Below are 20,624 nucleotides of genomic sequence, written 5' to 3' on the forward strand. Positions count from 1 at the left end.
GGCGAGTGCGGCTCAGGCCTCTTCCAGCACCAGGACGCCGGGGGCGGCCTTGAGAGCGCCGCGCAGGGCGGCGTCGAGGCGATAGCGGCCAGGCAGCTTCAGCTCCACCTCGCGGCCGCCGCCGACGGAGGCGACAAGCGTCACCTCGCCCCCGCGCGGCGCGTGGGCGACGCCAAGGCGAACCTTAAGCGAGTCCAGGTCCGTGGCTGCGGCCGAGACCACGACGCGCAAGCCCTGCGCCGCCTCCTCCACCAGCTGGTCAATGGCGCGCGCCTCATCGCCGAAGAAGCGCACCTCGCCATCGGCGGCCTTGGCGCGGATCCGGGCCAGCACCCCCGCGCCGGGTTCGAGCACCTCGCGATAGCGGCGCAGTTGCTCGGGCGGAAACAGCACCTCGAACTCGCCCGTCGGATCCGAGAAGGTGACGAAGGCGAACTTCTCGCCCGTGCGGGCGCTGGCGCGCTCCTGACGGCGGCGGACGATCCCGGCCATCATGAAGGCCTCGTGCCCGTTTTCGGCCAGCTGCACCGCCTCGGCCACCAGGGTGACGCGCTTGCGCCGCAGCACCTCGACCATGTCCTCCAGCGGATGGCCCGACAGATAGAAGCCGATGGCGGCCAGCTCCTGGTCCAGCCGGTCAGGCCCGATCCAGGGCTCGCACTTGGGCAGGCGCGGCCGCGCCACGTGGGCCTGATCGGCGCCGAACAGGCTGACCTGATCCGAGGCGCGGTCGGCGGCGACGGACTGGGCGTAGGCGATCAGCTGGTCGGCGTTGTCGACGATCTGGCGGCGGTTCGGATGGATGGCGTCGAAGGCGCCGGCGCGGGCCAGGTTCTCCAGCGCCCGCTTGTTCACCGCCTTGGGATCGATCCGCTCCAGGAAGTCGAACAGGTCGCGGAAGGGACCGCCGTCCTCGCGCGCCTGGACGACCGAGCGCATGGCTTCGAGGCCCACGTTGCGGATGGCGCCCAGGGCATAGAGGATCGACAGCCGGCCGTCGGGCCCCTCGGCCACGTCGAAGTCGGCCTGGCTGCGGTTGACGCACGGCGGCAGGACCGGCGCCTCAAACCGGCGCGCGTCCTGGTAGAAGATCGCCAGCTTGTCCGTGTTCGATATGTCTAGGCTCATGGAGGCGGCCAGGAACTCGACGGTATGGTTCGCCTTCAGATAGCCGGTCTGATAGGCGATCAGGGCGTAGGCCGCCGCGTGGCTCTTGTTGAAGCCGTAGCCGGCGAACTTGGCCACCAGCTCGAAGATGAAGTCGGCCTGGGCCACATCGACGTGCTGAGCCTTGGCCCCCTCGATGAAGCGGGCCTTCTGGAGGTCCATTTCCTCCTTCTTCTTCTTGCCCATGGCCCGGCGCAGCAGGTCGGCCTCGCCCAGGCTGTAGCCGGACAGCACCTGGGCGATCTGCATCACCTGTTCCTGGTAGATGATGACGCCGTAGGTCTCCTTCAGGATCGGCTCCAGCCGTGGGTGCAGGACGTCCACCTCTTGGCGGCCGAACTTGCGGTCCACATAGGTGTCGATGTTCTCCATCGGCCCGGGCCGGTAAAGTGAGATGAGGGCGGTGATCTCCTCCAGCGAGCCGCAGCGCAGCTTGCGCAGGGTGTCGCGCATGCCCTGGCTTTCCAGCTGGAACACCCCGACCGTCTGGCCCGAGGCCATCAGCTCATAGGTGGCGGCGTCGTCCAGCGGCAGGGCCGCCAGATCCAGCGCCACGCCCCGCTTGGCCAGGTAGCGGACCGCCCGGTCCAGCACCGTCAGCGTCTTCAGGCCCAGGAAGTCGAACTTCACCAGACCGGCGCTTTCGACCCACTTCATATTGAACTGGGTGGCCGGCAGCTCTGAGCGTGGGTCCTGATAGAGCGGCGACAGCTCCACCAGCGGCCGGTCGCCGATGACGATGCCGGCCGCGTGGGTCGAGGCGTTGCGGTATAGGCCCTCCAGCTTGAGCGCCGTTTCCAGCAGGGCGTCGACAGCGCGGTCCTGGGCGCGGGCCTCCTTCAGCCGGGGCTCCAGCTCGATGGCCTGGGCCAGGGTCACCGGATTGGCCGGGTTGTTCGGCACCATCTTGGCCAGGCGATCCACCTGGCCCAGCGGCAGCTGCATCACGCGGCCCACGTCGCGCAGCACGGCGCGCGCCTGCAAGGTGCCGAAGGTGATGATCTGGGCCACCCGGTCTTCGCCATAGCGCTGCTGCACGTAGGCGATGACCTCCTCGCGGCGCTCCTGGCAGAAGTCGATGTCGAAGTCGGGCATCGAGACCCGCTCGGGGTTCAGGAAACGCTCGAACAGCAGCCCGAAGCGCAAGGGATCCAGGTCGGTGATCGACATGGCCCAGGCCACCATGGACCCGGCGCCCGAGCCGCGCCCCGGCCCGACGGGCACGCCGTGCGCCTTGGCCCACTTGATGAAGTCCGACACGATCAGGAAGTAGCCGGAAAAGCCCATCTGCTGGATCACCCGGACCTCGTGGTCCAGGCGATCCCAGTAGGCCTGCTCATCAGTCGCCAACTGCACCGCCGCCAGGCGCTGGCGCAGGCCCTCGCGGGCCTGGTGGGCCAGCTCCTCCTCCTCCGAACGCCCCGCCCCGGTGTCGAAGCGCGGCAGGATCGGATCGCGCTTCTTGACCAGGAAGGCGCAGCGCCGGGCGATGTCGATGGTGTTCTCGCAGGCCTCGGGCAAGTCCGCGAACAGCTCGCGCATGGCCGCGGCCGGTTTGAACCAGTGCTGGTCCGTCAGGCGGCGGCGATCCTCCTCGCCCAGGAACGAGCCGTCGGCGATGCACAGCAGCGCCTCGTGCGCCTTGGCCATGGAGGCGTCGGCGAAATAGACATCGTTGGTGGCCACCAAGGGCGCGTCGTGGTCGTAAGCCCAGGCGATCAACCCCGGTTCCGCTGCGGCCTGTTCCGGCAGTCCGTGCCGCTGCAGCTCCACATAGAAGCGGTCGCCAAAGGCTTCCTGCATGGCCGCCAGCGCCTTCGCGGCCTCAGGTCCCTTGCCCTGGGCGAAGAGGTTATCCACAGGGCCGTCCTGGCCCCCCGACAACAGGATCAGGCCCTCAGACAGTTCGACCACGCGCGCCCAGGCGACGGAAGGTTCACTGAGCTCGGCCCCATCGACGAAGGCCTCGGACGACAGGCGCGATAGGTTGGCGTAGCCGGTTTCGTCCTGAGCGATCAGAACCACCGTGGGCGTTCGGGCCCAGCGCTCGGGCCGGCGCTCGCCGATGCCCGTCACCGGCAGGGCGCAGCCGATCAGGGGCTGGACCCCGGCGTCGCGACAGGCTTGCGAAATTTCAAGTGCGCCGAACAGGTTGGCCCGGTCCGCCACGCCCACCGCGGGCATCCCCTGCCCTGCGGCCAACTGGCCGATTTTGCCCGCCTTGATCGCGCCCTCGAGCAGCGAATAGGCGGTGCGGACCCGCAGGTGAATAAAGCCCTGGCTCAACACGCTCCCCGGCGCCGGTCAGCGGCAGCTAGGCCGCCCGACGACTCAGGCGGCGTATTGCGCGACGATGCAGACCATCCAAACGAAGCCGCAACAGGACGCAAGCGACAGCGTCTCGCGAACCACCTTGCCCATAGATGTTGTCCCCAGCTTTGTGTTGCCGGTTTGTTCTATGTTCTACGTCCGTTCTCGTCAAGCGTCACTTTGTTGTCGCGTTTCGCGGGATCAGAGTCCCAGCGCCAGCTCCAGGTTCTGCACCGCCGCGCCCGAGGCGCCCTTGCCCAGGTTGTCCAGCTGGGCGACCAGCAGAGCCTGTTCGCCGCCGCGCGCCCCGAAGACGAACAGCCGCATCCTGTTGGTGCCGTTCAGGGCCTCGGGCTCCAGGCCGGCCAGGGCCGAGCTTTCCTCAAGCGGCGCCACCGAGACGCAGGGCTGGTCCGCGTACTCGGCCGTCAGCGCCGCGTGCAGCGTCTCGGGCGACGGCCGCCCGGGCAGCGCGCCCAGATGCAACGGCACGGACACCAGCATGCCCTGGCGGAACCGCCCCACCGAGGGCACGAACAGGGGTGGCCGCGAAAGTCCCGCGTGTTCCTGCATTTCCGGCACGTGCTTGTGCTGGAGCTTGAGCCCGTAGAGGCGGAAGTTGTCGGCCGTGGCGTCGGGCGCCGCAGGGTCTTCGAAGGCGGCGATCATGGCCTTGCCGCCGCCCGAGTAGCCAGACACGGCGTTGACGCTGATCGGATGGCCCGCAGGGACCAGCCCTTCGCCCACCAGCGGCCGCATGAGGGCGATGAAGCCGGTCGGATAGCAGCCGGGATTGGAGATGCGCGTCGAGGCGCGAATGCGCTCGGCCTGGCGGCCGCCGTCCAGCTCGGCCAGGCCATAGGTCCAGTCATGGGCTGTGCGATGGGCGGTGGAGGCGTCGATGACCCGCACCCTGGGGGTCTCGATCATGGCCACGGCCTCTTTCGCCGCGTCGTCCGGCAGACACAGGATCACCGCGTCGGCCGTGTTCAACGCCTCGCGCCGGGCCTCGAGGTCGCGCCTGCGCTCGCCCAGCAGGATCAGCTTCAGGTCTTGGCGGCCTTCCAGCTGCCGCAGTACGTCCAGGCCCGTGGTGCCGGCCTCGCCGTCGATGAAGATGGTGGGGAGGGTCATGGCGGCGTCCTAACCCTTCGGTCGCGTCAGGAGAAGGCGCTTCAATCCACCACCGGCACGCCCGGCGGATACCAGGTGATCTCGAAGCGCAGGCCGTCCGGATCCTTCATGAACAGCGCCCTGGCGCCGTTTAGGTCCCGAATCTCGGGCGCGTCAAAGCCAACGGCGCGCATCTGGGTCTGCACCCGCTCCACCGTCTCGGGATCGGGCGCGCCGAAGCCCACATGGTTCACGCCGGGGCCATAACGCTCGTACTCACGCGTCTCGGGATTGGCCGGACGGAACTGCAGGAAGAACCCCTCCCCGTCCGTCCATATGCCGCGCTTCGTCTGGCTGAAGCCCAGCAAGGGCAAGAGCGCGGCGTAATAGGGCTCGCTGGCGGCGGTGTCGCGCCACAGGATGGTCAGGTGATCGATCTTGAGGGGGCGGGGCATGCAAGACTTGAAAAGAAGAAGGGCGCTCCGGGTCTCCCCGAAGCGCCCCTGAAGGGTAGCCGTATAGTCCGCGCTTAGCGCTTCGAGAACTGGAAGCTCCGGCGGGCCTTGGCGCGGCCGTACTTCTTGCGCTCGACCACGCGGCTGTCGCGGGTGAGGAAGCCATGCGGCTTCAGCACCGGGCGCAGCTCCGGCTCGTAGTAGGTCAGCGCCTTGGCGATGCCGTGGCGGATGGCGCCGGCCTGACCCGAGAGGCCCGAGCCCTGGACGGTCACGTCCACGTCGAACTGGGACAGTCGGTCGGCGATCTGCAGCGGCTGGGCGATCATCATGCGCAGCACGGGGCGGGCCAGATAAATCTCCTGGTCGCGGCCGTTGATGGTGATCTTGCCCGAGCCCGGCTTCAGCCAGACGCGCGCGATGGCGTTCTTGCGCTTGCCGGTGGCGTAGGCGCGGCCCTGGGCGTCGACGATGCGCTCGCGCTTGGGGGCGGCCTCAGGCGTGCCCATGCCCTTCAGGGCGTCGAAGCCCGAAGAGGATTGCGGCGCGGCGGGGGCGGTTTCCTGAACCTGGACGTCGGTCATGGTCACTGGCTCCGGGCGTTCTTGGCGTTCAGAGCCTTGAAGTCGATGACCTCAGGGTTCTGGGCGTCGTGCTTGTGTTCGGCGCCGGCGAAGATGCGCAGCTGCGTCATCTGCTTGCGGGCCAGTGGGCTTTCCTTGGGCAGCATGCGCTCGACCGCCTTTTCCAGCACGCGTTCGGGGAAGCGGCCGTCCAGCACCTTGCCGGCGGTCGTTTCCTTGACGCCGCCGGGATGGCCGGTGTGGCGGTAGTAGATCTTGTCCGTCAGCTTCTTGCCGGTGAACTTCACCTTGGCGGCGTTGATGACGATGACGTTGTCGCCGCAGTCGACGTGCGGGGTGTAGTCCGGGCGGTGCTTGCCGCGAAGACGCATGGCGATGAAGGACGCGAGACGGCCGACGACGGCCCCTTCGGCGTCGATCACGATCCACTTCTTCTCGACGTCCGCGGGCTTCAGCGAAGCCGTGGTCGTTTTCAGCATGGTGTCCTGATCCTGATGGCGATCAGCCGGAAGGCGGCGGACCGTTGGAAGCGGCGGGTCATACAGGTTGCGCACGGTCGCGTCAACGTACTCGATGCGGCCGCGGTGTCGGAAATATCAGTGAAAACAGTGGGATAAGATTGCGGTATTAAAATACCACATCGAGGCGCCCGCTGTTCTGAGAGGTTTATCCCCGCCCCGCGGCCTGGGACTATCCTTCCCGCATGTCGCCCCGCCCCCAACTCCGCGGTTGAGCCCTCCAAGTCCCTCCAGCCTGGTGGCGCAAAGTGGCGCGGTTTGGCGCGGTTTGGCGCGGTTTGGCACGGCGTTTTCGATGTGGTGCCCTGCCGTCGCCGCTGATTTCACCAAGCTGTGATGCAAGACGGGAGACAGCGGCGCATAAGCGCCCCGTCTGGAGACCGACCCATGCCTCTATCCCGTCGCGCCGCACTGAAGAGCGCCGCCGCCCTCGCCTTCTCCGGCCTGGCCGCCCGCGTCGCCGCTCAGGCGGCCGGCGACGCCTACCGCAACGAGGTCGAGGGCTATGGCCCGCTCATCAGCGATCCGCGCGGGGTCTTCGACCTGCCCGAGGGCTTCTCCTACCAGGTGATCTCCCAGGTCGGCGACACCATGGACGACGGCCTGTTCACGCCGGGCCGGGCGGACGGGATGGGATGCTTCGCCCTGGAGGGCTCGCGCGTGGCCCTGGTCCGCAACCACGAACTGCGCCACGACCGCACCAGCCACATCAATCTGGGCCCCGGCGGGGTGGCGGGCGAGCGCAACGGTCTGATCGACGCGGCCAAGGCCTATGACCGCTTCGCCGATGGCCGCCCCCTGCCCGGGGGAACCACCACCCTGATCTATGACCTGCAAAGCCGCCAAGTGGTGCGACAGCATCTGAGCCTGATCGGAACGAGCACCAACTGCGCGGGCGGGGTCACTCCGTGGGGCAGCTGGCTGACCTGTGAAGAGATCACCCGGGACCCGGGTCAGGACGGGGTCAATCAGAAGCACGGCTACGTCTTCGAGGTGACGGCCAACAGTCACGGCCTGACCGAGGCGCGACCCCTGCCCGCCCTCGGCCGCTTCGACCACGAGGCCGCCTGCGTCGACCCTCGCACCGGCGTCGTTTACCTGACCGAGGACGAGTCCGACGGCCTGTTCTACCGCTTCGTGCCCGAGCGACCGGGCGACCTGGCTGCGGGCGGACGGCTTCAGGCCATGGCCTTCAAGGATGCGCGCGGCGGCTCGTCGGCCAACCGGGCCGAGCGGGTCTGGGGCCCCGGCGACTGGAGGGACGTCGTTTGGATCGACATCGAGGACGTCGACAGCGCCGGTGTGCGCAGGCGCGGGCACGCGGCCGGCGCCACGCTCGTGGCGCGCGGCGAGGGCATTCACTGGGGCGACGGCGAGCTTTACCTGACCGCCACCTCGGGGGGACCGATCGAGCGTGGCCAGATCCTACGCTACGTCCCCTCACGGTTCGAAGGTCAGGTCGGCGAGCGGCTGCGGCCGGGACGTATCCAACTGTTCCTCGAGGCCACGGACGAGCGGGTCTACAACATGGGCGACAACCTGACCGTCGCGCCCAACGGCCACCTGCTGGTCTGCGAGGACAACTACTCGGACGACATCTACAACCACCTGCGCGGGGTCACGCCGGAGGGCCGCGTCTATACGATCGGCCGCAACATCTATCCGGGCAACAGCGAGCTGGCCGGCGCCTGCTTCTCGCCTGACGGTTCGGTGCTGTTCCTCAACCTGCAGACGGCGGGCCTGACCCTGGCCGTCCGCGGTCCCTGGGACCGGGTGCGGACTAGCTGAAGAACAGGCGCTGCCTCGAACGCCTGACCACCCACAGATTGATTGTGGCCACGGTCAGCGCCGCGATGGCCCCCGCCTGGTGCAGCAGGCCCAGCCAGAGGGGCGTGCCTGAGACCAGGGTGATGATCCCCAGCAGGGCCTGAAGGCAGACCACGCCGAGCACCGTGTAGGCCGCCGCGCCGACACCCTCCGCGGGCCGCGATCGGCTGACCTGGAGCGCATAGCCCACGGCCGCCAGCAGCACCGCATACGCCCCCATCCGATGCACGAACTGGACCAGGGCCTTGTCGTGAAGGAAGGCCATGGCGCCGCGCGACCAGTCCACCGGGGCGATCAGCGCCCCCTCCATTGACGGCCAGGTGTTGTAGACGAAGCCGGCGTCGTTGCCGGCCACCAGCGCGCCCAGGAGGCACTGGACGAAGATCAGCCCCAGAAGGAAGGCCGCCGCCTGGGTCCATCCCTGGGGCGAGCGGGTCAGGTCGGGCCCCTTCAGCGCCTCAAGGCCCGTCCAGACCAGCAGCGCCAGCACGATGAAGGCCATGCCCAGGTGAACGGTCAGCCGTTCGGGAGCGACGTCGACCCGCTCCGAGAGGCCCGAGGCCACCATCCACCAGCCGATCGCCCCCTGCAGTCCGCCCAGCGCCAGCAGGCCCGCGCAGCGCCAGACCAGCCGGCGGGGCATCCGCCGCGTTATCAGGAAGGCCGCGAAGGGGATCGCGAAGACGAGGCCGATCAGCCTGCCCAGGAACCTGTGCCCCCACTCCCACCAATAGATGGTCTTGAACTGTTCCAGGCTCATGCCCGCATTGACCAGCTGATACTCGGGAATGGCCTGATAGCGGCGGAAGTCCTCCAGCCAGTCGGCCTGACTCAAGGGGGGGATAACGCCGGTGACCGGCTTCCACTCGGTGATCGAGAGCCCTGAATCCGTCAGCCGGGTCGCACCGCCCACCAGGATCATCGCCGCCACCAGCCCCGCGGTGATGAACAGCCAGATGGCCACGGCGCGGGAACGATCAGAGGCGGAGAATCGGCTCATGCTGGCTTTTCCGTAACGGCGTTTTCCGGCCGCCCCGCGAGGCAACTCCGCCGGCGGCAGGCGCTACATGCCCAAGGAACCTTGACTGGCCAAGGGCATTTGTTTGGCGAAGCTGTCGCACCCGCGACTATCTGGAGGGATGATTATGGACGGAGTTGGAATTATCGGCGCGATCATCATCGGCATCGTCGCCGGTTGGATCGCGGAGCAGGTCACGGGCCGACGCCACGGGCTGATCACCAATCTGATCGTCGGTCTGGTCGGCGCCTTCATCGGCTGGTTCCTGGCCGGTCTGATCGACGTGGGCGTGGGCGGCTGGATCGAATGGCTCGTCGCCTCGACCATCGGCGCCATCCTGCTCCTGTTGATCTTCAGCATGGTCCGTCGCCGCTAGACGGCCAAGCCCAAAGCTGGTTTTGGAGACGCCGTCGGGATGATCCCGGCGGCGTTCTTCTTGCGCGCGAGGCGACATGGGTCCGAGAACCCGCAAGGCGGTGGCCAGCATCCTGATGCTGGTTTTTCTGGCGCTCTATGTGTGGGGCGCGGCGACGCTCGCCGACCGACTCCCGGACAATCGAGTGATCGAGGTAATCTACTTCGCCATCGTCGGCGTGGCGTGGGGCCTGCCCCTGCTGCCGCTGATGAAATGGGCCGAGACCGGCAGGCTCTAAACGGAAACGGGACCGCCTCGCGGCGATCCCGTCATCGTCATTCGCTCATTGCGAGGAATGGTCGGAGCGACAGGATTCGAACCTGCGACCCCTTGACCCCCAGTCAAGTGCGCTACCAGGCTGCGCCACGCTCCGAAGGCGCCCCCTATAGACAAGCCCATGGGGCGTGACAAACCAAAAAGCGCCCCAAGGCAGTTCAGGCGGACAGGGCCTGATCCAGCCGCGTCTTGGCGGTCCTCAGCCGGTCCAGAATCGCGTCCAGCCGGTCGCCTGCAGCAGCCGAGTCCGCCGCGTCGCCATTGTCGCCCGCACCGTCGGAAACGCCCTTCAGGCCCCCCTGTCGGTGCAGCTTCTGGACTCCTCGGATGGTCAGGCCGTCTTCGTGCAGCAGGCGCTTGATCAGACGCAGCCGCTCAAGATCCTGCGGCCGGTAAAAGCGGCGCCCGCCTGCGCGCTTCACCGGACGGATGAACGTGAACTTGGTCTCCCAGAAGCGCAGGACATGCTGGGGAACGCCCAACTCGTCTGACGCTTCGGAAATCGTGCGAAAGGCGTCGGCGCTCTTGGCCACGGGTCGGTTCCCTGTCAGCGATTCGCCGCGTCCACCCGGGTCTTCATGATCTGGGACGCCCGGAAGCTGATCACCCGGCGCGGATCGATCGGGGCGGGCTCGCCCGTCTTCGGGTTGCGCCCGACGCGGGCCCTCTTGGCTCGGACCTGGAACACGCCGAACCCGGAAAGCTTAACCATTTCGCCCTTTTCCAGGGTCTCGACGATCAACTCCAGCGAGCGTTCGACCAGCGATGCGCACTCCGTGCGGGCCAGGCCCACTTCGTTGTGGACCGCCTCGCATAGATCGGCGCGCGTCAGAGTTCGGCCTTTCATGGCGGGTTCCCTCTACAGCCCCGCCTGACAGTTACGCCAATAAGGCGAACGCGCCAAGCGGCCCTACATGCGAATCGCGCACGCGCCCCAGGTCAGCCCGCCGCCCATGGCCTCGATCAGCACCAGATCGCCGGGTTTGACCCGTCCGTCGTCCATGGCCGCCCGCCAGGCCAGCGGGATGGAAGCGGCCGAAGTGTTGGCGTGCCACGCCACGGTCGAGACCACCTTGGCCTCGTCGATGCCCAGCCGTTCGCCCACGCCGGCGATGATGCGCTGGTTCGCCTGGTGCGGAATGAACCAGTCCACGTCCTCGATCCGGATGCCCGCCGCCTCGACCGCCGCCCGCACGGCCTCGGCGATGTTCACCACGGCATGGCGGAAGACCTGGTTGCCGGCCATGCGAAGATGGCCCACCTGGCCGTTGGTGGCCGGTCCGCCGTCCACGTAGAGCAGGTCGGTCTTGGTCCCGTCGCACCGCAGGGCGAAGCCGAGCAGGCCGCGATCAGCGGTCGTGCCCTGCCCTTCCTGAGCTTCGAGCACGACGGCCCCCGCTCCGTCTCCGAACAGCACGCAGGTGGTCCGGTCGGTGTAGTCCATCAGCCGGGTCATCTCTTCCGCGCCGATCACCAGTGCGCACTTTGCGTGGCCGCGGGTCACGAAGCCGTCGGCGACGCTGAGGGCATAGACGAAGCCCGAGCACACCGCCTGTACGTCAAAGGCGATGCACACCGGCGCCCCCAGCTTGCGCTGTACGATGGAGGCGGTGGCCGGAAAGGTGAGATCGGGCGTGGTGGTGGCCACGATGATGAGGTCGACGTCCGCCGCTGTGCGGCCCGCCTCCGCCAGGGCCTGCTTGGCGGCCTCGACCGCCAGGTCGCTGGTCGGCTGGTCCGGGCGCGCGCGGCGCCGCTCGCGGATGCCGGTGCGCTCCTGGATCCAGGCGTCCGAAGTCTCCACCAGCGCCTCAAGATCGGCGTTGGTCATGATCTCTTCGGGGAGATAGGCGCCGACGCCGGTTACGACGCTGCGCAGGACGGGGCTCATCTAGGACTCTCTGGACTCAACGGGCGCGGCGGGGGAGGACATTATGGACGACATGCGCTCCAGATTGCGAGCGATCTCATTGGCGAAGCCGCTCGAAACGAGGTCCTCGGCCACGCGAATGGCGTTCGTGAAGCCACGGACGTCGGCTCCGCCGTGGCTCTTCACGACAATGCCGTTCAGGCCCAGCAGAGGGCCGCCGTTGATGGAGCTGGGATCGATCCTGCGCCGCATCTTCTTCAGCGCCGGCGCTGCCAGCAGGGCGCCGAGGCGCGACAGGGGGCTCGACATCAGGGCGTCCTTCATCAGCCCCGAAATGAAGCGCGCCGTGCCTTCGGCGGTTTTGAGGGCGACGTTGCCGGTGAAGCCGTCGGTGACGATGACGTCCACGGTGCCCTTGCCGATATCTGTCCCCTCGACGAAGCCAAAATAGTTGAGCCCAAAATCCCGCTCGCGCAGCAGGGTGTGGGCCTCGCGGACCTCTTCGTGGCCCTTGGCGTCTTCAGAGCCAACGTTGAGCAGGCCGATGGAGGGGTTTTTGCTTCCCAGCACCGCCCGGTGGAAAGCGGCGCCCATGATGGCGAACTCAATCAGTTGGTGGGCATCGGAGGAGACATTGGCGCCCACGTCCAGCACGGCGGTATGCCCCTTCACCGTGGGCCAGGCGGCGACGATGGCTGGTCGCTCGAGGTCAGGAACCGCCATTCGCAGTTGAAGCTTTGAAATCGCCATCAAAGCGCCGGTGTTGCCGGCGGACACGATGGCGTCCGCCTGGCCGGACTTCACGCTTTCAATAGCGTTCCAGAGACTGGAGCCCTTGCCCCTGCGCAGCGCCTGTGCGGGCTTTTCGTCCATCGCCACGACCAGATCGGTATGCCGAATCTCGACGGCGCCTTCAGGCACGCGCTTGCCGGACAGGTGGGTCTCAATCGCCTGGCGGTCGCCGTGGAGGATCAGCTTCAGGCGTCCCCCACTCGCCTCGAGGCGCTGAACCGCCGCTGGGACGACCACGGACGGGCCGTGGTCTCCGCCCATGGCGTCGAGCGAGATGACGATCACTTTGTCAGGCAAGGGAGCAATCTCCGGCGCGCTCAGTCCGGCGGCCACTTCCCCCCGCCGCCCGCGCTTTCCGTAACGATAACGGCGCCGATGGCCGATGCAAGCTTGGGCGCGCGGGACTGAGCGCGCGGCGGCTGTCAGCCGTCCTTGGACTTCAGCTTGGCGAGAACGGCGAACGGCGACGGCTCAGCTTCAGGCTCCGGCGCTTCGAACTCGACCCCCGGCTTGCGCGGCCAAGGGTCCAGGGCGAGCGACAGCTGCTCGACCACATAGGCGGCCACGTCGATGACGCCGCTTTCGATCACGTCCGGCGGCTCGGGCGCCTCGGGATCAAAGTCCCCGTCGGTTGGCTCGGGCGGCGTCTCGGTCAGGTTGACCTCAAAGGCCTCGCTGATCTCGGCTGGAAACGGCTCAAGGCTGACGCCACAACGATAGATCACATGGGCGTCAAGGGATCCCGTGAGGCGCCAGCCGTCGCGTGTCGGCTTCACGCTGGCCTGCGCGGTCAAGGCGTCGAGGCCCTCCAGCCCTAGGTGACGGGCGATGCGTTCGCGCACCCCGGCTTCGGCTTCGAGGGTCAGGTCCAGCCCATCCCGAATCTGGCCGACGGGGACGGGATAGGTCCAGGGTTGTCTGTTCATCGGGCGACCTCCGGCCAGTTGGGCCCGTTCCGCAACAAATCGTCCAACGCCTGAGCGGCCAGCCGGTCGCGCGCAGCGGCGGCGTAAGCAGCCAGGGCCGAGGCGTCGGCTTGCTCTTCGCCCAAAACGTTGCGGCTCAGCACGGTCTCGAGCGGATCGCCCTCTCCGGCCAGCGCCGCCTGATAGGCGCGCCAGCGGCCGTGGATCGCCTCGCCCAGCTTGCGCATCTTCTTGCCGACGGCCAGGTCGCCGACGCCGATCTCGCGAAGAGCGTCGTCCAGCTGGCTGACAAAGCGGCCCAGGAGAGCCCGGGACACGTCCTCGCCGCGGTCGCCCTCGCGCTCCAGCCGATCCATGACCAGCACCACATGCAGCAGGTAAAGCTCAAAGCGCGCGTCAATACGGTCCGGGACCCCCATCTCACGATAAAGGGCCGGCGCGCGCGCCTGGGCGACGCAGGCGGCATAGAGGCGGTCCCCCGCCTGTCGGTCACGGCGTCTCGCGATCAGTCTCTGAAGCAAAGCTTTCGCCCCTTTTCCGCCTCGCCGTTGAACTAGTCTGGCAAGAAGGCTAGGTCAAAGCGGGCGGTGTAATCCCCCGCCGGCTGCGAGGCGTCATGTTCACTACCCGTTTCCGCACGTTGATGATTCTTGGCGCCGCCGGCGCCGCGGCGGCCTGTGCGCCCGTTGTGGGTCGTCACGGCTTCCAACCCATCGACACCCAGCCGGCAGACATCGTGGTCGGCCAGGACACCCGCGAGACGGTGATGACCAAGCTGGGCTCGCCCTCGCTGGTGTCGACCTTCGAGCCCAATACCTGGTTCTACATTTCCCAGGTGACCGAGAGGTACACCTACCACAAGGCCGAGGTGTCGCAGCGGAACGTGACCGAGATCACCTTCGATCCGGCGACGCAGCGCGTGCTTGAGGTCAACAACCTGGATCTGGAAGACGGTCAGGACGTGGGCATGAACGGGCGCGTGACGCCGACCCGCGGCCGCCAGCTGACCATCCTCGAGCAGCTGCTGGGCAATGTGGGCCGTCAGCGCCTGCCCGGCCTGGAAGACGACATGGTGCCGGGCGGTCAGCGCCCGCGGGACTAGTCCCAGACCGCATGGACTAACAAGAAACGCCCCGGAGATCGCTCTCCGGGGCGTTTTTCGTTTCAGGATGGCTCCGCCGCCTCTGGCGAGACGACGGAGCGCCCTTGCGTCCGATCAGACGATCTTGCCGCTCGCCAGCACCGCCAGCAGCAGAAGCGCCACGATGTTGGTGATCTTGATCATCGGGTTCACGGCCGGACCGGCGGTGTCCTTGTAGGGATCGCCGACGGTGTCGCCCGTCACCGCAGCTTTGTGGGCCTCAGAGCCCTTGCCGCCGTGATGGCCCTCTTCGATCAGCTTCTTGGCATTGTCCCAGGCGCCGCCGCCCGAGGTCATGGAGACCGCGACGAACAGGCCGGTGACGATCACGCCCATCAGCATGGCGCCCAGGGCGGCGAAGGCGTTGGCCTTGTCCGACTGGATCATCAGGATGACGACGAACAGCACGATCGGCGACAGCACCGGCAACAGGGACGGCACGATCATCTCCTTGATCGCCGCCTTGGTCAGGATGTCCACGGCCTTGCCGTACTCGGGCTTGGCCTTGAACTCCATGATGCCGGGGATCTCGCGGAACTGACGGCGAACCTCAGCCACGACCGACTCGGCCGCGCGGCCCACGGCCATCATCGACATGCCGCCGAACAGGAAGGGCAGCAGGCCGCCGAACAGTAGGCCGACCACCACGTAGGGGTTCGACAGATCGAAGGCCACTTCGCCCAGGCCGTAGAAGAACGAGCCCACGTCCGCCTCTTCGGCGAAATGGCGCAGGTCCTCAGTATAGGCCGCGAACAGCACCAGGGCGCCCAGACCGGCCGAACCGATGGCGTAACCCTTGGTCACCGCCTTGGTCGTGTTGCCCACCGCGTCGAGCGCGTCGGTCGAGACGCGCACGTCGGACGGCAGGCCCGCCATTTCGGCGATGCCGCCGGCGTTGTCCGTGACGGGGCCGAAGGCGTCCAGCGCCACGATCATGCCGGCCAGGGCCAGCATTGTGGTGGTGGCGATGGCGATGCCGAACAGGCCGGCCAGCTGATAGGTGACGATGATGCCGATGATGATGGTCAGCGCCGGTAGCGCCGTCGATTCCAGCGACACGGCCAGGCCCTGGATCACGTTGGTGCCGTGTCCCGAGACCGAGGCCTTGGCCACCGACTTCACCGGACGGAAGCCCGTGCCGGTGTAGTATTCGGTGATGACGACGATGGCGGTCGTGACCAGCAGGCCGACCACGCCGCACCAGAACAGGTCCATCGGCGTGATGCCAAGGCCGCCCACCGTCGTGACGGTCGCGGGGACCAGCGTGTCGATGACGAACCACAGGGCGATCAGCGACAGCACGCCGGTGACGATCAGGCCGCGATAGAGGGCGCCCATGATGTTCTTGGACTTGCCCATCTTCACGAAGAAGGTGCCGATGATCGAGGTGACGATGCAGACGCCGCAGATGGCCAGCGGCAGCAGCATCATCGGGGTCACGGCGTCCGTGCCGCGGAAGAAGATGGCCGCCAGCACCATGGTGGCGACCGTGGTCACCGCATAGGTTTCAAACAGGTCGGCCGCCATGCCGGCGCAGTCGCCGACGTTGTCGCCGACGTTGTCGGCGATGGTCGCGGCGTTGCGGGGATCATCCTCGGGGATGCCGGCCTCGACCTTGCCCACCATGTCGCCGCCCACGTCGGCGCCCTTGGTGAAGATGCCGCCGCCGAGACGCGCGAAGATGGAGATCAGCGAGGCGCCGAAGCCGAGCGCCACCAGGGCGTCGACGACTTCGCGGCTGGTCTGGTCGAAGCCCATCGATTCGGTCAGGAACCAGAAGTAGCCCGCGACGCCCAGCAGCGCGCCGCCGGCCACGAACAGGCCCGTGATGGCGCCCGAGCGGAAGGCCATGGCCAGGCCCTTGTCGAGGCTCTCGGAAGCGGCCTGGGCGGTGCGGACGTTGGCGCGCACCGAGATCAGCATGCCGGCGTAACCGGCCAGGCCCGACAGGACCGCGCCGATCAGGAAGCCCACGGCGGCGTAAGGGCCGATCAGCAGCCAGGCGCCGATCAGGATGACGACGCCGACCATGGCGATGGTGGTGTACTGACGCTTCAGATAGGCAGACGCGCCTTCCTGAATGGCGGCCGCGATTTCGCGCATGCGGTCATTGCCTGCGCTGGCTTTCATCAGAACGGACGTTTGCCACGCCCCGTAGGCCACCCCCAGCACGCCGGCCAGGATGACCCACAACAGGTAGGAACTCATAGCTTTTCAGCCCCTCATGGATGTGTCTGCGCGCGGACCCTTGGCGCGGCGCCTGCCCATAAGGAATGAGCGGCCTTCCGCCTTCCGGTCCCCCCGAGCGCACAGGCGCGAAAGCACGCCCTCCGGGAATTGAGGCGGGAAAGTGCCAAATGCCGACGTTGGGCGCAACGGCCTTGCTTAAGGCCTTCAGCCCGGGCGGCGCATGCCCGTGCGTCGGCGCGGCGCCTGAAGCGCCACCACGGCCTGGCGAACTGCGCCCCGCCTCGCGATGGCCGGTGCGGCGGCCATCACGGCGGCGCTGATCCTGCCGGCGTCCAGCTGGGTCCAGTCATTGGCGAGGGTGAAGGGCGTGCGGTGTCCAGCCTTGACCAGAGCATCGCGGAAATAGGGCTCCTTGGCCCTGACCGCCTGCTGGTCGGCGCTGGGCGAAATCATCAGCCGCACCGTGACGAAGACGTAGTTGCGGACCCGCCCTTCGACCACGACAGGCAGGCCCACAGCTGGCAGATCAATGCCGACCAGCTCGGAGCTGCTCCCGCGCGAAGGCCCGCCCGCCGCGGCGGGAGCCGCCGCCAGGGCCCCCAGGCCAGCCAGAAGGGCGTCGCGTCTGCGCATGGGCCTGATGTGGCCCGCCCAGGGTTAAGAAGCCCTTGCGCGGTCTCAGCCATGGGTCCAACCCCGTCTCGACAGAGAGACCGACTGATCACGCCAGCGCGCCTCGACCCCTTCGCCGGCTTCGAGGCGGCCCACGAGGGCGGCGGGGACGCCCGCGGCCTTGCACGCCTCGCAGTAGGGCTTGAGATCGGCGGGGGCGAGGGCGGCGAGGATCTCATAGTCGTCGCCCGCCGTGGCCAGTGTCGCGGCGGCGCCCGCGGGATCGGCCTGGGCGTAGAGCCACACGCGCGCCTGGGCCGACAGCGGCATGGCGTCGAGGTCGATCACGGCCCTGAGGCCCGAGGCGGCGGAGATGCGGCCGGCGTCGGCCACAAGCCCATCGGACACGTCGGCGCTGGCGTGGGCGAAGACGCGCACAGCCTCGGCAAGCTCAAGGCGGGGTTGGGGCAGGCGATAGCGGTGCGCCAGCGCGTCGCGCTCCGCACGGCTGAGGCCCATTTCCTCGGACCGGGCGGCGCGCAGACCGAGGCCGCCGTCGCCGATGGTCCCCGAAACCACCAGCAGGTCCCCTGCCCTGGCCCCGGCGCGGCTGGGGGCGCTTCCCTCAGGGGCATAGCCGATCAGGGTCGCCGACAGGGTCAACGGTCCAGGCGTTGAGACCGTGTCTCCGCCCAAAAGACCGACGCCGAAGCGGCGTTGATCCTCGGCCAGACCGCGAGCGAAGGCCTCGCGTTCGCTCCAACCGCAGCGCGGGCTCCAGGCGCACGACAGCAGATAGCCGAAGGGCTGGGCGCCCTTGGCGGCCAGATCCGACAGGTTCACGCGCAGCAGCTTCCTCGCCACCAGATCTAGAGGATCGTCCCCCAGGAAGTGGACGCCTTCCACGACCGTATCCTTGGTCAGGATCAGGTCATGGCCGGGACGCGCCGGCAGCACGGCCGCGTCGTCCAGCAAGCCCCTGGCGTAGGGCTCCAGGGCCAGCGGCCGGAACAGCCGCTCTATGGTTTCAAACTCGCCAGGTCGCTCAGCGTCCGGCATCGCGGGCGACGCCGTCCAGGGCGGCGTTGACGAACTTGGCCTCGGCCGCGTCGAAGAAGGCCTTGGCCAGCTCGACATATTCGTCGATGGCCACCTCGACGGCCACGTCCTCGCGGCGCATCAACTCCCAGGCGCCGGCGCGCAGCAGGGCCCGCAGCGTCGCATCCAGCCGGTCAAGCCGCCAGTTGTCGGCCAGGCGCTTGCGGACCGCGCCGTCGATGGCGGCCTGATCGGCCACCACGCCGCGCACAACCTCGGCGAAGAAGTCTTCGTCCGCCTCGGCCAGAACGTTGCCCTCGATGTCGGAGTCGAAGCGATGGTCGCGAAACTCCTTGATGACAGCCTCCACGCCCGCACCGGCCAGCTCCATCTGGTAGAGGGCCTGGACGGCGGCTAGGCGCGCCACGGTGCGGGCGCGGCGCTGGCGCGATGTCAGGGGCGTGGCCGCGTTGTCAGCCTGGGCGGCCTCGAGCTGTTCCATCACGGCCTGGAGACTGTTCGGCTTAGCGCCGGTCTCTTCGCTCATAGGGAGCCTCCCGTCAGGCGGCGCTTGAGGTCGATCAGATCAAGGCAGGCGCGCGCGGCCGCGCCGCCCTTGTCGAGATCGCGCGGCGACGAGCGACGGTGCGCCTGGGCCTCGTTCTCGACAGTCAGAATGCCGTTGCCGATGCAGAGACCGCGGCTGATCGCCAACTGCATCAGGCCTGCGGCGGACTGATCGGCGACGATCTCGAAATGGTAGGTCTCGCCCCGGATGACGCAGCCCAGGGCCACATAGCCGTCGTAGGCGGCGCCCAGAGGACGACGAGAGGCGTCATCGGCCAGGGCGACTGCGGCGGGGATTTCCAGCGCGCCGGGCACCTCGATAACGTCAAAGCGCGCGCCGGCCTCGTTCAGGACCTCGCAGGCGCCGTCGAGCAGATCGCGGGCGATGTCCTCGTAAAAGGCGGCTGAGATGATCAGCACGCGCGGCGGGTCGCCGATATTCAAGTCACAGGCCTCCGGGAACGGGTCACGAGGCCTTCCTTACGCTGGCCTCGGCGCGGCGGCGATAGGCGATCAGATCGGCGATAGTCCCAATTTTCAGCCCATGCTCGCGAGCGAAGGCGATCAGGTCCGGCAGGCGCGCCATGGTCCCGTCGTCCTTCATGATCTCGCAAATCACGCCTGACGGATCGCGCCCGGCCAGGCGAGAAATGTCAACGGCGGCTTCGGTATGACCCGCCCGCTCCAGCACGCCGCCCTCGCGCGCCACCAAGGGGAACATGTGGCCCGGACTGACCAGATCGTCGGCGGTAGCGTCCGGCGCCACCGCCGCGGCGATGGTGCGGGCGCGGTCCGCCGCCGAAATGCCGGTCGTGACCCCTTCCCTCGCCTCGATGGAGACGGTGAAGGCGGTCCCCAGGCGCGTGCGGTTGTTCCGCGCCATGGGTTCCAGCTCGAGGCGGCGCGCGCGTTCGGGCGTGATGGCCAGGCAGATCAGGCCCCGGGCGAAGCGGGCCATGAAGTTCACGGCCTGAGCGTCCGCCGCGTCGGCCGGGATGACGACATCGCCCTCGTTCTCCCGGTCCTCGGCGTCGACCAGAATGTAGGGGCGGCCCAGGCGCGCCTCCTCGATGATCGCCTCGATGGGGGCGATCCCGGTCTCAGTGGTGTCCGTCGCGGGCAGGGTCATGCTGTCTCTCGCCAACGCGCCAGATACCGCGCCAGGGGATCGACCTCCAGGTTGAGGGCCTCGCCGGGCTTGAGGTCCGACAGGGTGGTGGCCCGCCACGTATGGGGGATCAGATTGACCGTAAAGCGGCGATCCTCGACCGCGTTCACCGTCAGGGAAACGCCCTCCAGGGCAACGCTGCCCTTGGCGGCGATCAGCCGGTGCAGGCCTTCCGGCGCCTCCAGCGTCAGGCGGTGCGAGCCGCCGTCGACGGCGATGTCGAGCACCCGAGCCAACCCATCGACGTGACCAGTGACCATGTGGCCGCCCAGCTCATCGCCGACCTTGAGGGCCCGCTCCAGGTTGACGCGTGCGCCAGGCGCCCAGCCCCCCAGCGTGGTTTTTGAGAGCGTTTCGGCCGACGCCTCGACCACGTGGGCGCCGTCCAGCTTCTCTACGATGGTCAGGCAGCAGCCGGCGTGGGCCACCGAGGCCCCGATGGCCAGGCTTGATGCGTCCCAGTCCACCGCGATCTCATAGCGGCGGTCCCGCGCCGTATCGGCGACGGCGCGCACCTGGCCGACATGGGTGACGATGCCGGTGAACATTCAGGCCGTCCTTGCCCAGGCTCGAAAACATCGTCTGATCCGTCTGAATCGTCCGGACAGATCGGAAGCGGACATGACCGTAACGCCAT

General features: G+C 68.0%; 23 protein-coding genes, 1 tRNA gene and 1 pseudogene. 4 read left to right on the forward strand and 21 right to left on the reverse strand.

The features are described 5' to 3' along the window. Window positions 1-12: 12 nt before the first annotated feature. The 6 genes from dnaE to rplM all read right to left on the reverse strand — a co-directional run bounded on the left by dnaE (window position 13) and on the right by rplM (window position 6,105). Complete coding sequence (dnaE, locus tag Q0812_RS04475) at window positions 13-3,456, reverse strand: DNA polymerase III subunit alpha (protein WP_425281542.1); 3,444 nt, start codon at window positions 3,454-3,456, stop codon at window positions 13-15. A gap of 42 nt (window positions 3,457-3,498) precedes the next feature. Further along, window positions 3,499-3,588 (reverse strand): cell division inhibitor SidA, encoded by a 90-nt coding sequence (gene sidA / locus Q0812_RS13755; RefSeq protein ID WP_425281543.1) that lies wholly within the window; start codon window positions 3,586-3,588, stop codon window positions 3,499-3,501. Window positions 3,589-3,678: 90 nt separating this feature from the next. Continuing rightward, a complete protein-coding gene (gene argC, locus Q0812_RS04480; RefSeq protein WP_302109083.1) occupies window positions 3,679-4,611 on the reverse strand; it encodes an N-acetyl-gamma-glutamyl-phosphate reductase in 933 nt (310 codons plus the stop codon). Window positions 4,612-4,652: 41 nt separating this feature from the next. Then, window positions 4,653-5,045: a VOC family protein gene (locus tag Q0812_RS04485; protein ID WP_302109084.1), complete on the reverse strand. Its 393-nt coding sequence runs from the start codon at window positions 5,043-5,045 to the stop codon at window positions 4,653-4,655. Window positions 5,046-5,119: 74 nt separating this feature from the next. After that, window positions 5,120-5,629, reverse strand: coding sequence for a 30S ribosomal protein S9 (gene rpsI / locus Q0812_RS04490; RefSeq protein WP_302109085.1), 510 nt, complete (start codon window positions 5,627-5,629; stop codon window positions 5,120-5,122). A 2-nt stretch (window positions 5,630-5,631) separates the two neighbouring features. Continuing rightward, complete coding sequence (rplM, locus tag Q0812_RS04495) at window positions 5,632-6,105, reverse strand: 50S ribosomal protein L13 (protein WP_302109208.1); 474 nt, start codon at window positions 6,103-6,105, stop codon at window positions 5,632-5,634. A gap of 429 nt (window positions 6,106-6,534) precedes the next feature. On the opposite strand from rplM, the gene Q0812_RS04500 reads away from it, so the two are divergent. Continuing rightward, window positions 6,535-7,935 (forward strand): alkaline phosphatase PhoX, encoded by a 1,401-nt coding sequence (locus tag Q0812_RS04500; protein ID WP_302109086.1) that lies wholly within the window; start codon window positions 6,535-6,537, stop codon window positions 7,933-7,935. On the opposite strand, the gene Q0812_RS04505 is transcribed toward Q0812_RS04500, so the two are convergent. Continuing rightward, entirely contained in the window at window positions 7,928-8,974 is a 1,047-nt protein-coding gene (locus Q0812_RS04505; RefSeq protein ID WP_302109087.1) for a COX15/CtaA family protein, read from the reverse strand. The two genes, Q0812_RS04500 and Q0812_RS04505, sit on opposite strands and share 8 nt — an antisense overlap. A gap of 145 nt (window positions 8,975-9,119) precedes the next feature. Here Q0812_RS04505 and Q0812_RS04510 point away from each other — a divergent pair, with 145 nt between their 5' ends. Together Q0812_RS04510 and Q0812_RS04515 are read left to right on the forward strand one after the other, a co-directional pair. Beyond that, on the forward strand, window positions 9,120-9,368 hold the full coding sequence (locus Q0812_RS04510) for a GlsB/YeaQ/YmgE family stress response membrane protein (protein ID WP_302109088.1): 249 nt from the start codon (window positions 9,120-9,122) through the stop codon (window positions 9,366-9,368). 76 nt (window positions 9,369-9,444) lie between these two features. Continuing rightward, window positions 9,445-9,645: a DUF2842 domain-containing protein gene (locus Q0812_RS04515; RefSeq protein WP_302109089.1), complete on the forward strand. Its 201-nt coding sequence runs from the start codon at window positions 9,445-9,447 to the stop codon at window positions 9,643-9,645. A gap of 58 nt (window positions 9,646-9,703) precedes the next feature. On the opposite strand, the gene Q0812_RS04520 is transcribed toward Q0812_RS04515, so the two are convergent. The 7 genes from Q0812_RS04520 to Q0812_RS04550 all read right to left on the reverse strand — a co-directional run bounded on the left by Q0812_RS04520 (window position 9,704) and on the right by Q0812_RS04550 (window position 13,792). Further along, window positions 9,704-9,780, reverse strand: a tRNA-Pro gene (locus tag Q0812_RS04520). Between the two features lie 61 nt (window positions 9,781-9,841). Continuing rightward, the gene (locus Q0812_RS04525; protein WP_302109090.1) at window positions 9,842-10,216 is read right to left on the reverse strand and encodes a MerR family transcriptional regulator; all 375 of its coding nucleotides are present in this window, start codon (window positions 10,214-10,216) and stop codon (window positions 9,842-9,844) included. 14 nt (window positions 10,217-10,230) lie between these two features. Continuing rightward, window positions 10,231-10,530 (reverse strand): integration host factor subunit alpha, encoded by a 300-nt coding sequence (locus Q0812_RS04530; protein ID WP_302109091.1) that lies wholly within the window; start codon window positions 10,528-10,530, stop codon window positions 10,231-10,233. A gap of 63 nt (window positions 10,531-10,593) precedes the next feature. Beyond that, a complete protein-coding gene (locus tag Q0812_RS04535; RefSeq protein WP_302109092.1) occupies window positions 10,594-11,574 on the reverse strand; it encodes a beta-ketoacyl-ACP synthase III in 981 nt (326 codons plus the stop codon). Continuing rightward, on the reverse strand, window positions 11,575-12,642 hold the full coding sequence (gene plsX / locus Q0812_RS04540) for a phosphate acyltransferase PlsX (RefSeq protein ID WP_302109093.1): 1,068 nt from the start codon (window positions 12,640-12,642) through the stop codon (window positions 11,575-11,577). It lies immediately after the preceding gene. A gap of 125 nt (window positions 12,643-12,767) precedes the next feature. After that, the gene (locus Q0812_RS04545) at window positions 12,768-13,271 is read right to left on the reverse strand and encodes a YceD family protein (RefSeq protein ID WP_302109094.1); all 504 of its coding nucleotides are present in this window, start codon (window positions 13,269-13,271) and stop codon (window positions 12,768-12,770) included. After that, window positions 13,268-13,792: a ubiquinol-cytochrome C chaperone family protein gene (locus Q0812_RS04550; RefSeq protein ID WP_302109095.1), complete on the reverse strand. Its 525-nt coding sequence runs from the start codon at window positions 13,790-13,792 to the stop codon at window positions 13,268-13,270. Before Q0812_RS04550 ends, Q0812_RS04545 begins: the two co-directional genes overlap by 4 nt. A gap of 122 nt (window positions 13,793-13,914) precedes the next feature. On the opposite strand from Q0812_RS04550, the gene Q0812_RS04555 reads away from it, so the two are divergent. Then, the gene (locus Q0812_RS04555) at window positions 13,915-14,373 is read left to right on the forward strand and encodes an outer membrane protein assembly factor BamE (protein WP_302109096.1); all 459 of its coding nucleotides are present in this window, start codon (window positions 13,915-13,917) and stop codon (window positions 14,371-14,373) included. Window positions 14,374-14,487: 114 nt separating this feature from the next. Here Q0812_RS04555 and Q0812_RS04560 read toward each other — a convergent pair whose 3' ends face one another. The 7 genes and pseudogenes from Q0812_RS04560 to Q0812_RS04590 all read right to left on the reverse strand — a co-directional run bounded on the left by Q0812_RS04560 (window position 14,488) and on the right by Q0812_RS04590 (window position 20,535). Then, on the reverse strand, window positions 14,488-16,620 hold the full coding sequence (locus tag Q0812_RS04560; RefSeq protein ID WP_302109097.1) for a sodium-translocating pyrophosphatase: 2,133 nt from the start codon (window positions 16,618-16,620) through the stop codon (window positions 14,488-14,490). A 186-nt stretch (window positions 16,621-16,806) separates the two neighbouring features. Next, window positions 16,807-17,235, reverse strand: coding sequence for a hypothetical protein (locus Q0812_RS04565; protein ID WP_302109098.1), 429 nt, complete (start codon window positions 17,233-17,235; stop codon window positions 16,807-16,809). 45 nt (window positions 17,236-17,280) lie between these two features. Continuing rightward, the gene (thiL, locus tag Q0812_RS04570) at window positions 17,281-18,351 is read right to left on the reverse strand and encodes a thiamine-phosphate kinase (protein ID WP_425281544.1); all 1,071 of its coding nucleotides are present in this window, start codon (window positions 18,349-18,351) and stop codon (window positions 17,281-17,283) included. Further along, entirely contained in the window at window positions 18,260-18,799 is a 540-nt protein-coding gene (gene nusB / locus Q0812_RS04575) for a transcription antitermination factor NusB (protein ID WP_425281545.1), read from the reverse strand. The genes thiL and nusB overlap by 92 nt, the downstream gene beginning before the upstream one ends. Next, a complete protein-coding gene (gene ribH, locus Q0812_RS04580) occupies window positions 18,796-19,263 on the reverse strand; it encodes a 6,7-dimethyl-8-ribityllumazine synthase (protein WP_341923498.1) in 468 nt (155 codons plus the stop codon). The genes nusB and ribH overlap by 4 nt, the downstream gene beginning before the upstream one ends. 31 nt (window positions 19,264-19,294) lie before the next feature. Continuing rightward, window positions 19,295-19,948 (reverse strand): annotated as a pseudogene (gene ribB, locus Q0812_RS04585) (3,4-dihydroxy-2-butanone-4-phosphate synthase); the annotation flags it as partial. Then, entirely contained in the window at window positions 19,945-20,535 is a 591-nt protein-coding gene (locus Q0812_RS04590) for a riboflavin synthase (protein ID WP_302109100.1), read from the reverse strand. The gene Q0812_RS04590 and the pseudogene ribB, both read right to left, overlap by 4 nt. Window positions 20,536-20,624: the final 89 nt, after the last annotated feature.

The organism is Peiella sedimenti (genome assembly GCF_030504955.1).
Taxonomy (GTDB): Bacteria; Pseudomonadota; Alphaproteobacteria; order Caulobacterales; family Caulobacteraceae; genus Brevundimonas; species Brevundimonas sedimenti.

What these genes read in the sequence shown, in the direction of transcription:
- nusB (WP_425281545.1), bottom strand. Translation starts at nt 18,799, where the DNA reads ATGAGCGAAGAGACCGGCGCTAAGCCGAACAGTCTCCAGGCCGTGATG.
- Q0812_RS04500 (WP_302109086.1), top strand. Translation starts at nt 6,535, where the DNA reads ATGCCTCTATCCCGTCGCGCCGCACTGAAGAGCGCCGCCGCCCTCGCC.
- thiL (WP_425281544.1), bottom strand. Translation starts at nt 18,351, where the DNA reads ATGTCGAGCTGGCCAAGGCCTTCTTCGACGCGGCCGAGGCCAAGTTCG.
- Q0812_RS04590 (WP_302109100.1), bottom strand. Translation starts at nt 20,535, where the DNA reads ATGTTCACCGGCATCGTCACCCATGTCGGCCAGGTGCGCGCCGTCGCC.
- rpsI (WP_302109085.1), bottom strand. Translation starts at nt 5,629, where the DNA reads ATGACCGACGTCCAGGTTCAGGAAACCGCCCCCGCCGCGCCGCAATCC.
- Q0812_RS04510 (WP_302109088.1), top strand. Translation starts at nt 9,120, where the DNA reads ATGGACGGAGTTGGAATTATCGGCGCGATCATCATCGGCATCGTCGCC.
- Q0812_RS04485 (WP_302109084.1), bottom strand. Translation starts at nt 5,045, where the DNA reads ATGCCCCGCCCCCTCAAGATCGATCACCTGACCATCCTGTGGCGCGAC.
- sidA (WP_425281543.1), bottom strand. Translation starts at nt 3,588, where the DNA reads ATGGGCAAGGTGGTTCGCGAGACGCTGTCGCTTGCGTCCTGTTGCGGC.
- Q0812_RS04560 (WP_302109097.1), bottom strand. Translation starts at nt 16,620, where the DNA reads ATGAGTTCCTACCTGTTGTGGGTCATCCTGGCCGGCGTGCTGGGGGTG.
- Q0812_RS04535 (WP_302109092.1), bottom strand. Translation starts at nt 11,574, where the DNA reads ATGAGCCCCGTCCTGCGCAGCGTCGTAACCGGCGTCGGCGCCTATCTC.
- Q0812_RS04530 (WP_302109091.1), bottom strand. Translation starts at nt 10,530, where the DNA reads ATGAAAGGCCGAACTCTGACGCGCGCCGATCTATGCGAGGCGGTCCAC.
- Q0812_RS04565 (WP_302109098.1), bottom strand. Translation starts at nt 17,235, where the DNA reads ATGCGCAGACGCGACGCCCTTCTGGCTGGCCTGGGGGCCCTGGCGGCG.
- Q0812_RS04545 (WP_302109094.1), bottom strand. Translation starts at nt 13,271, where the DNA reads ATGAACAGACAACCCTGGACCTATCCCGTCCCCGTCGGCCAGATTCGG.
- Q0812_RS04515 (WP_302109089.1), top strand. Translation starts at nt 9,445, where the DNA reads ATGGGTCCGAGAACCCGCAAGGCGGTGGCCAGCATCCTGATGCTGGTT.
- Q0812_RS04555 (WP_302109096.1), top strand. Translation starts at nt 13,915, where the DNA reads ATGATTCTTGGCGCCGCCGGCGCCGCGGCGGCCTGTGCGCCCGTTGTG.
- argC (WP_302109083.1), bottom strand. Translation starts at nt 4,611, where the DNA reads ATGACCCTCCCCACCATCTTCATCGACGGCGAGGCCGGCACCACGGGC.
- Q0812_RS04505 (WP_302109087.1), bottom strand. Translation starts at nt 8,974, where the DNA reads ATGAGCCGATTCTCCGCCTCTGATCGTTCCCGCGCCGTGGCCATCTGG.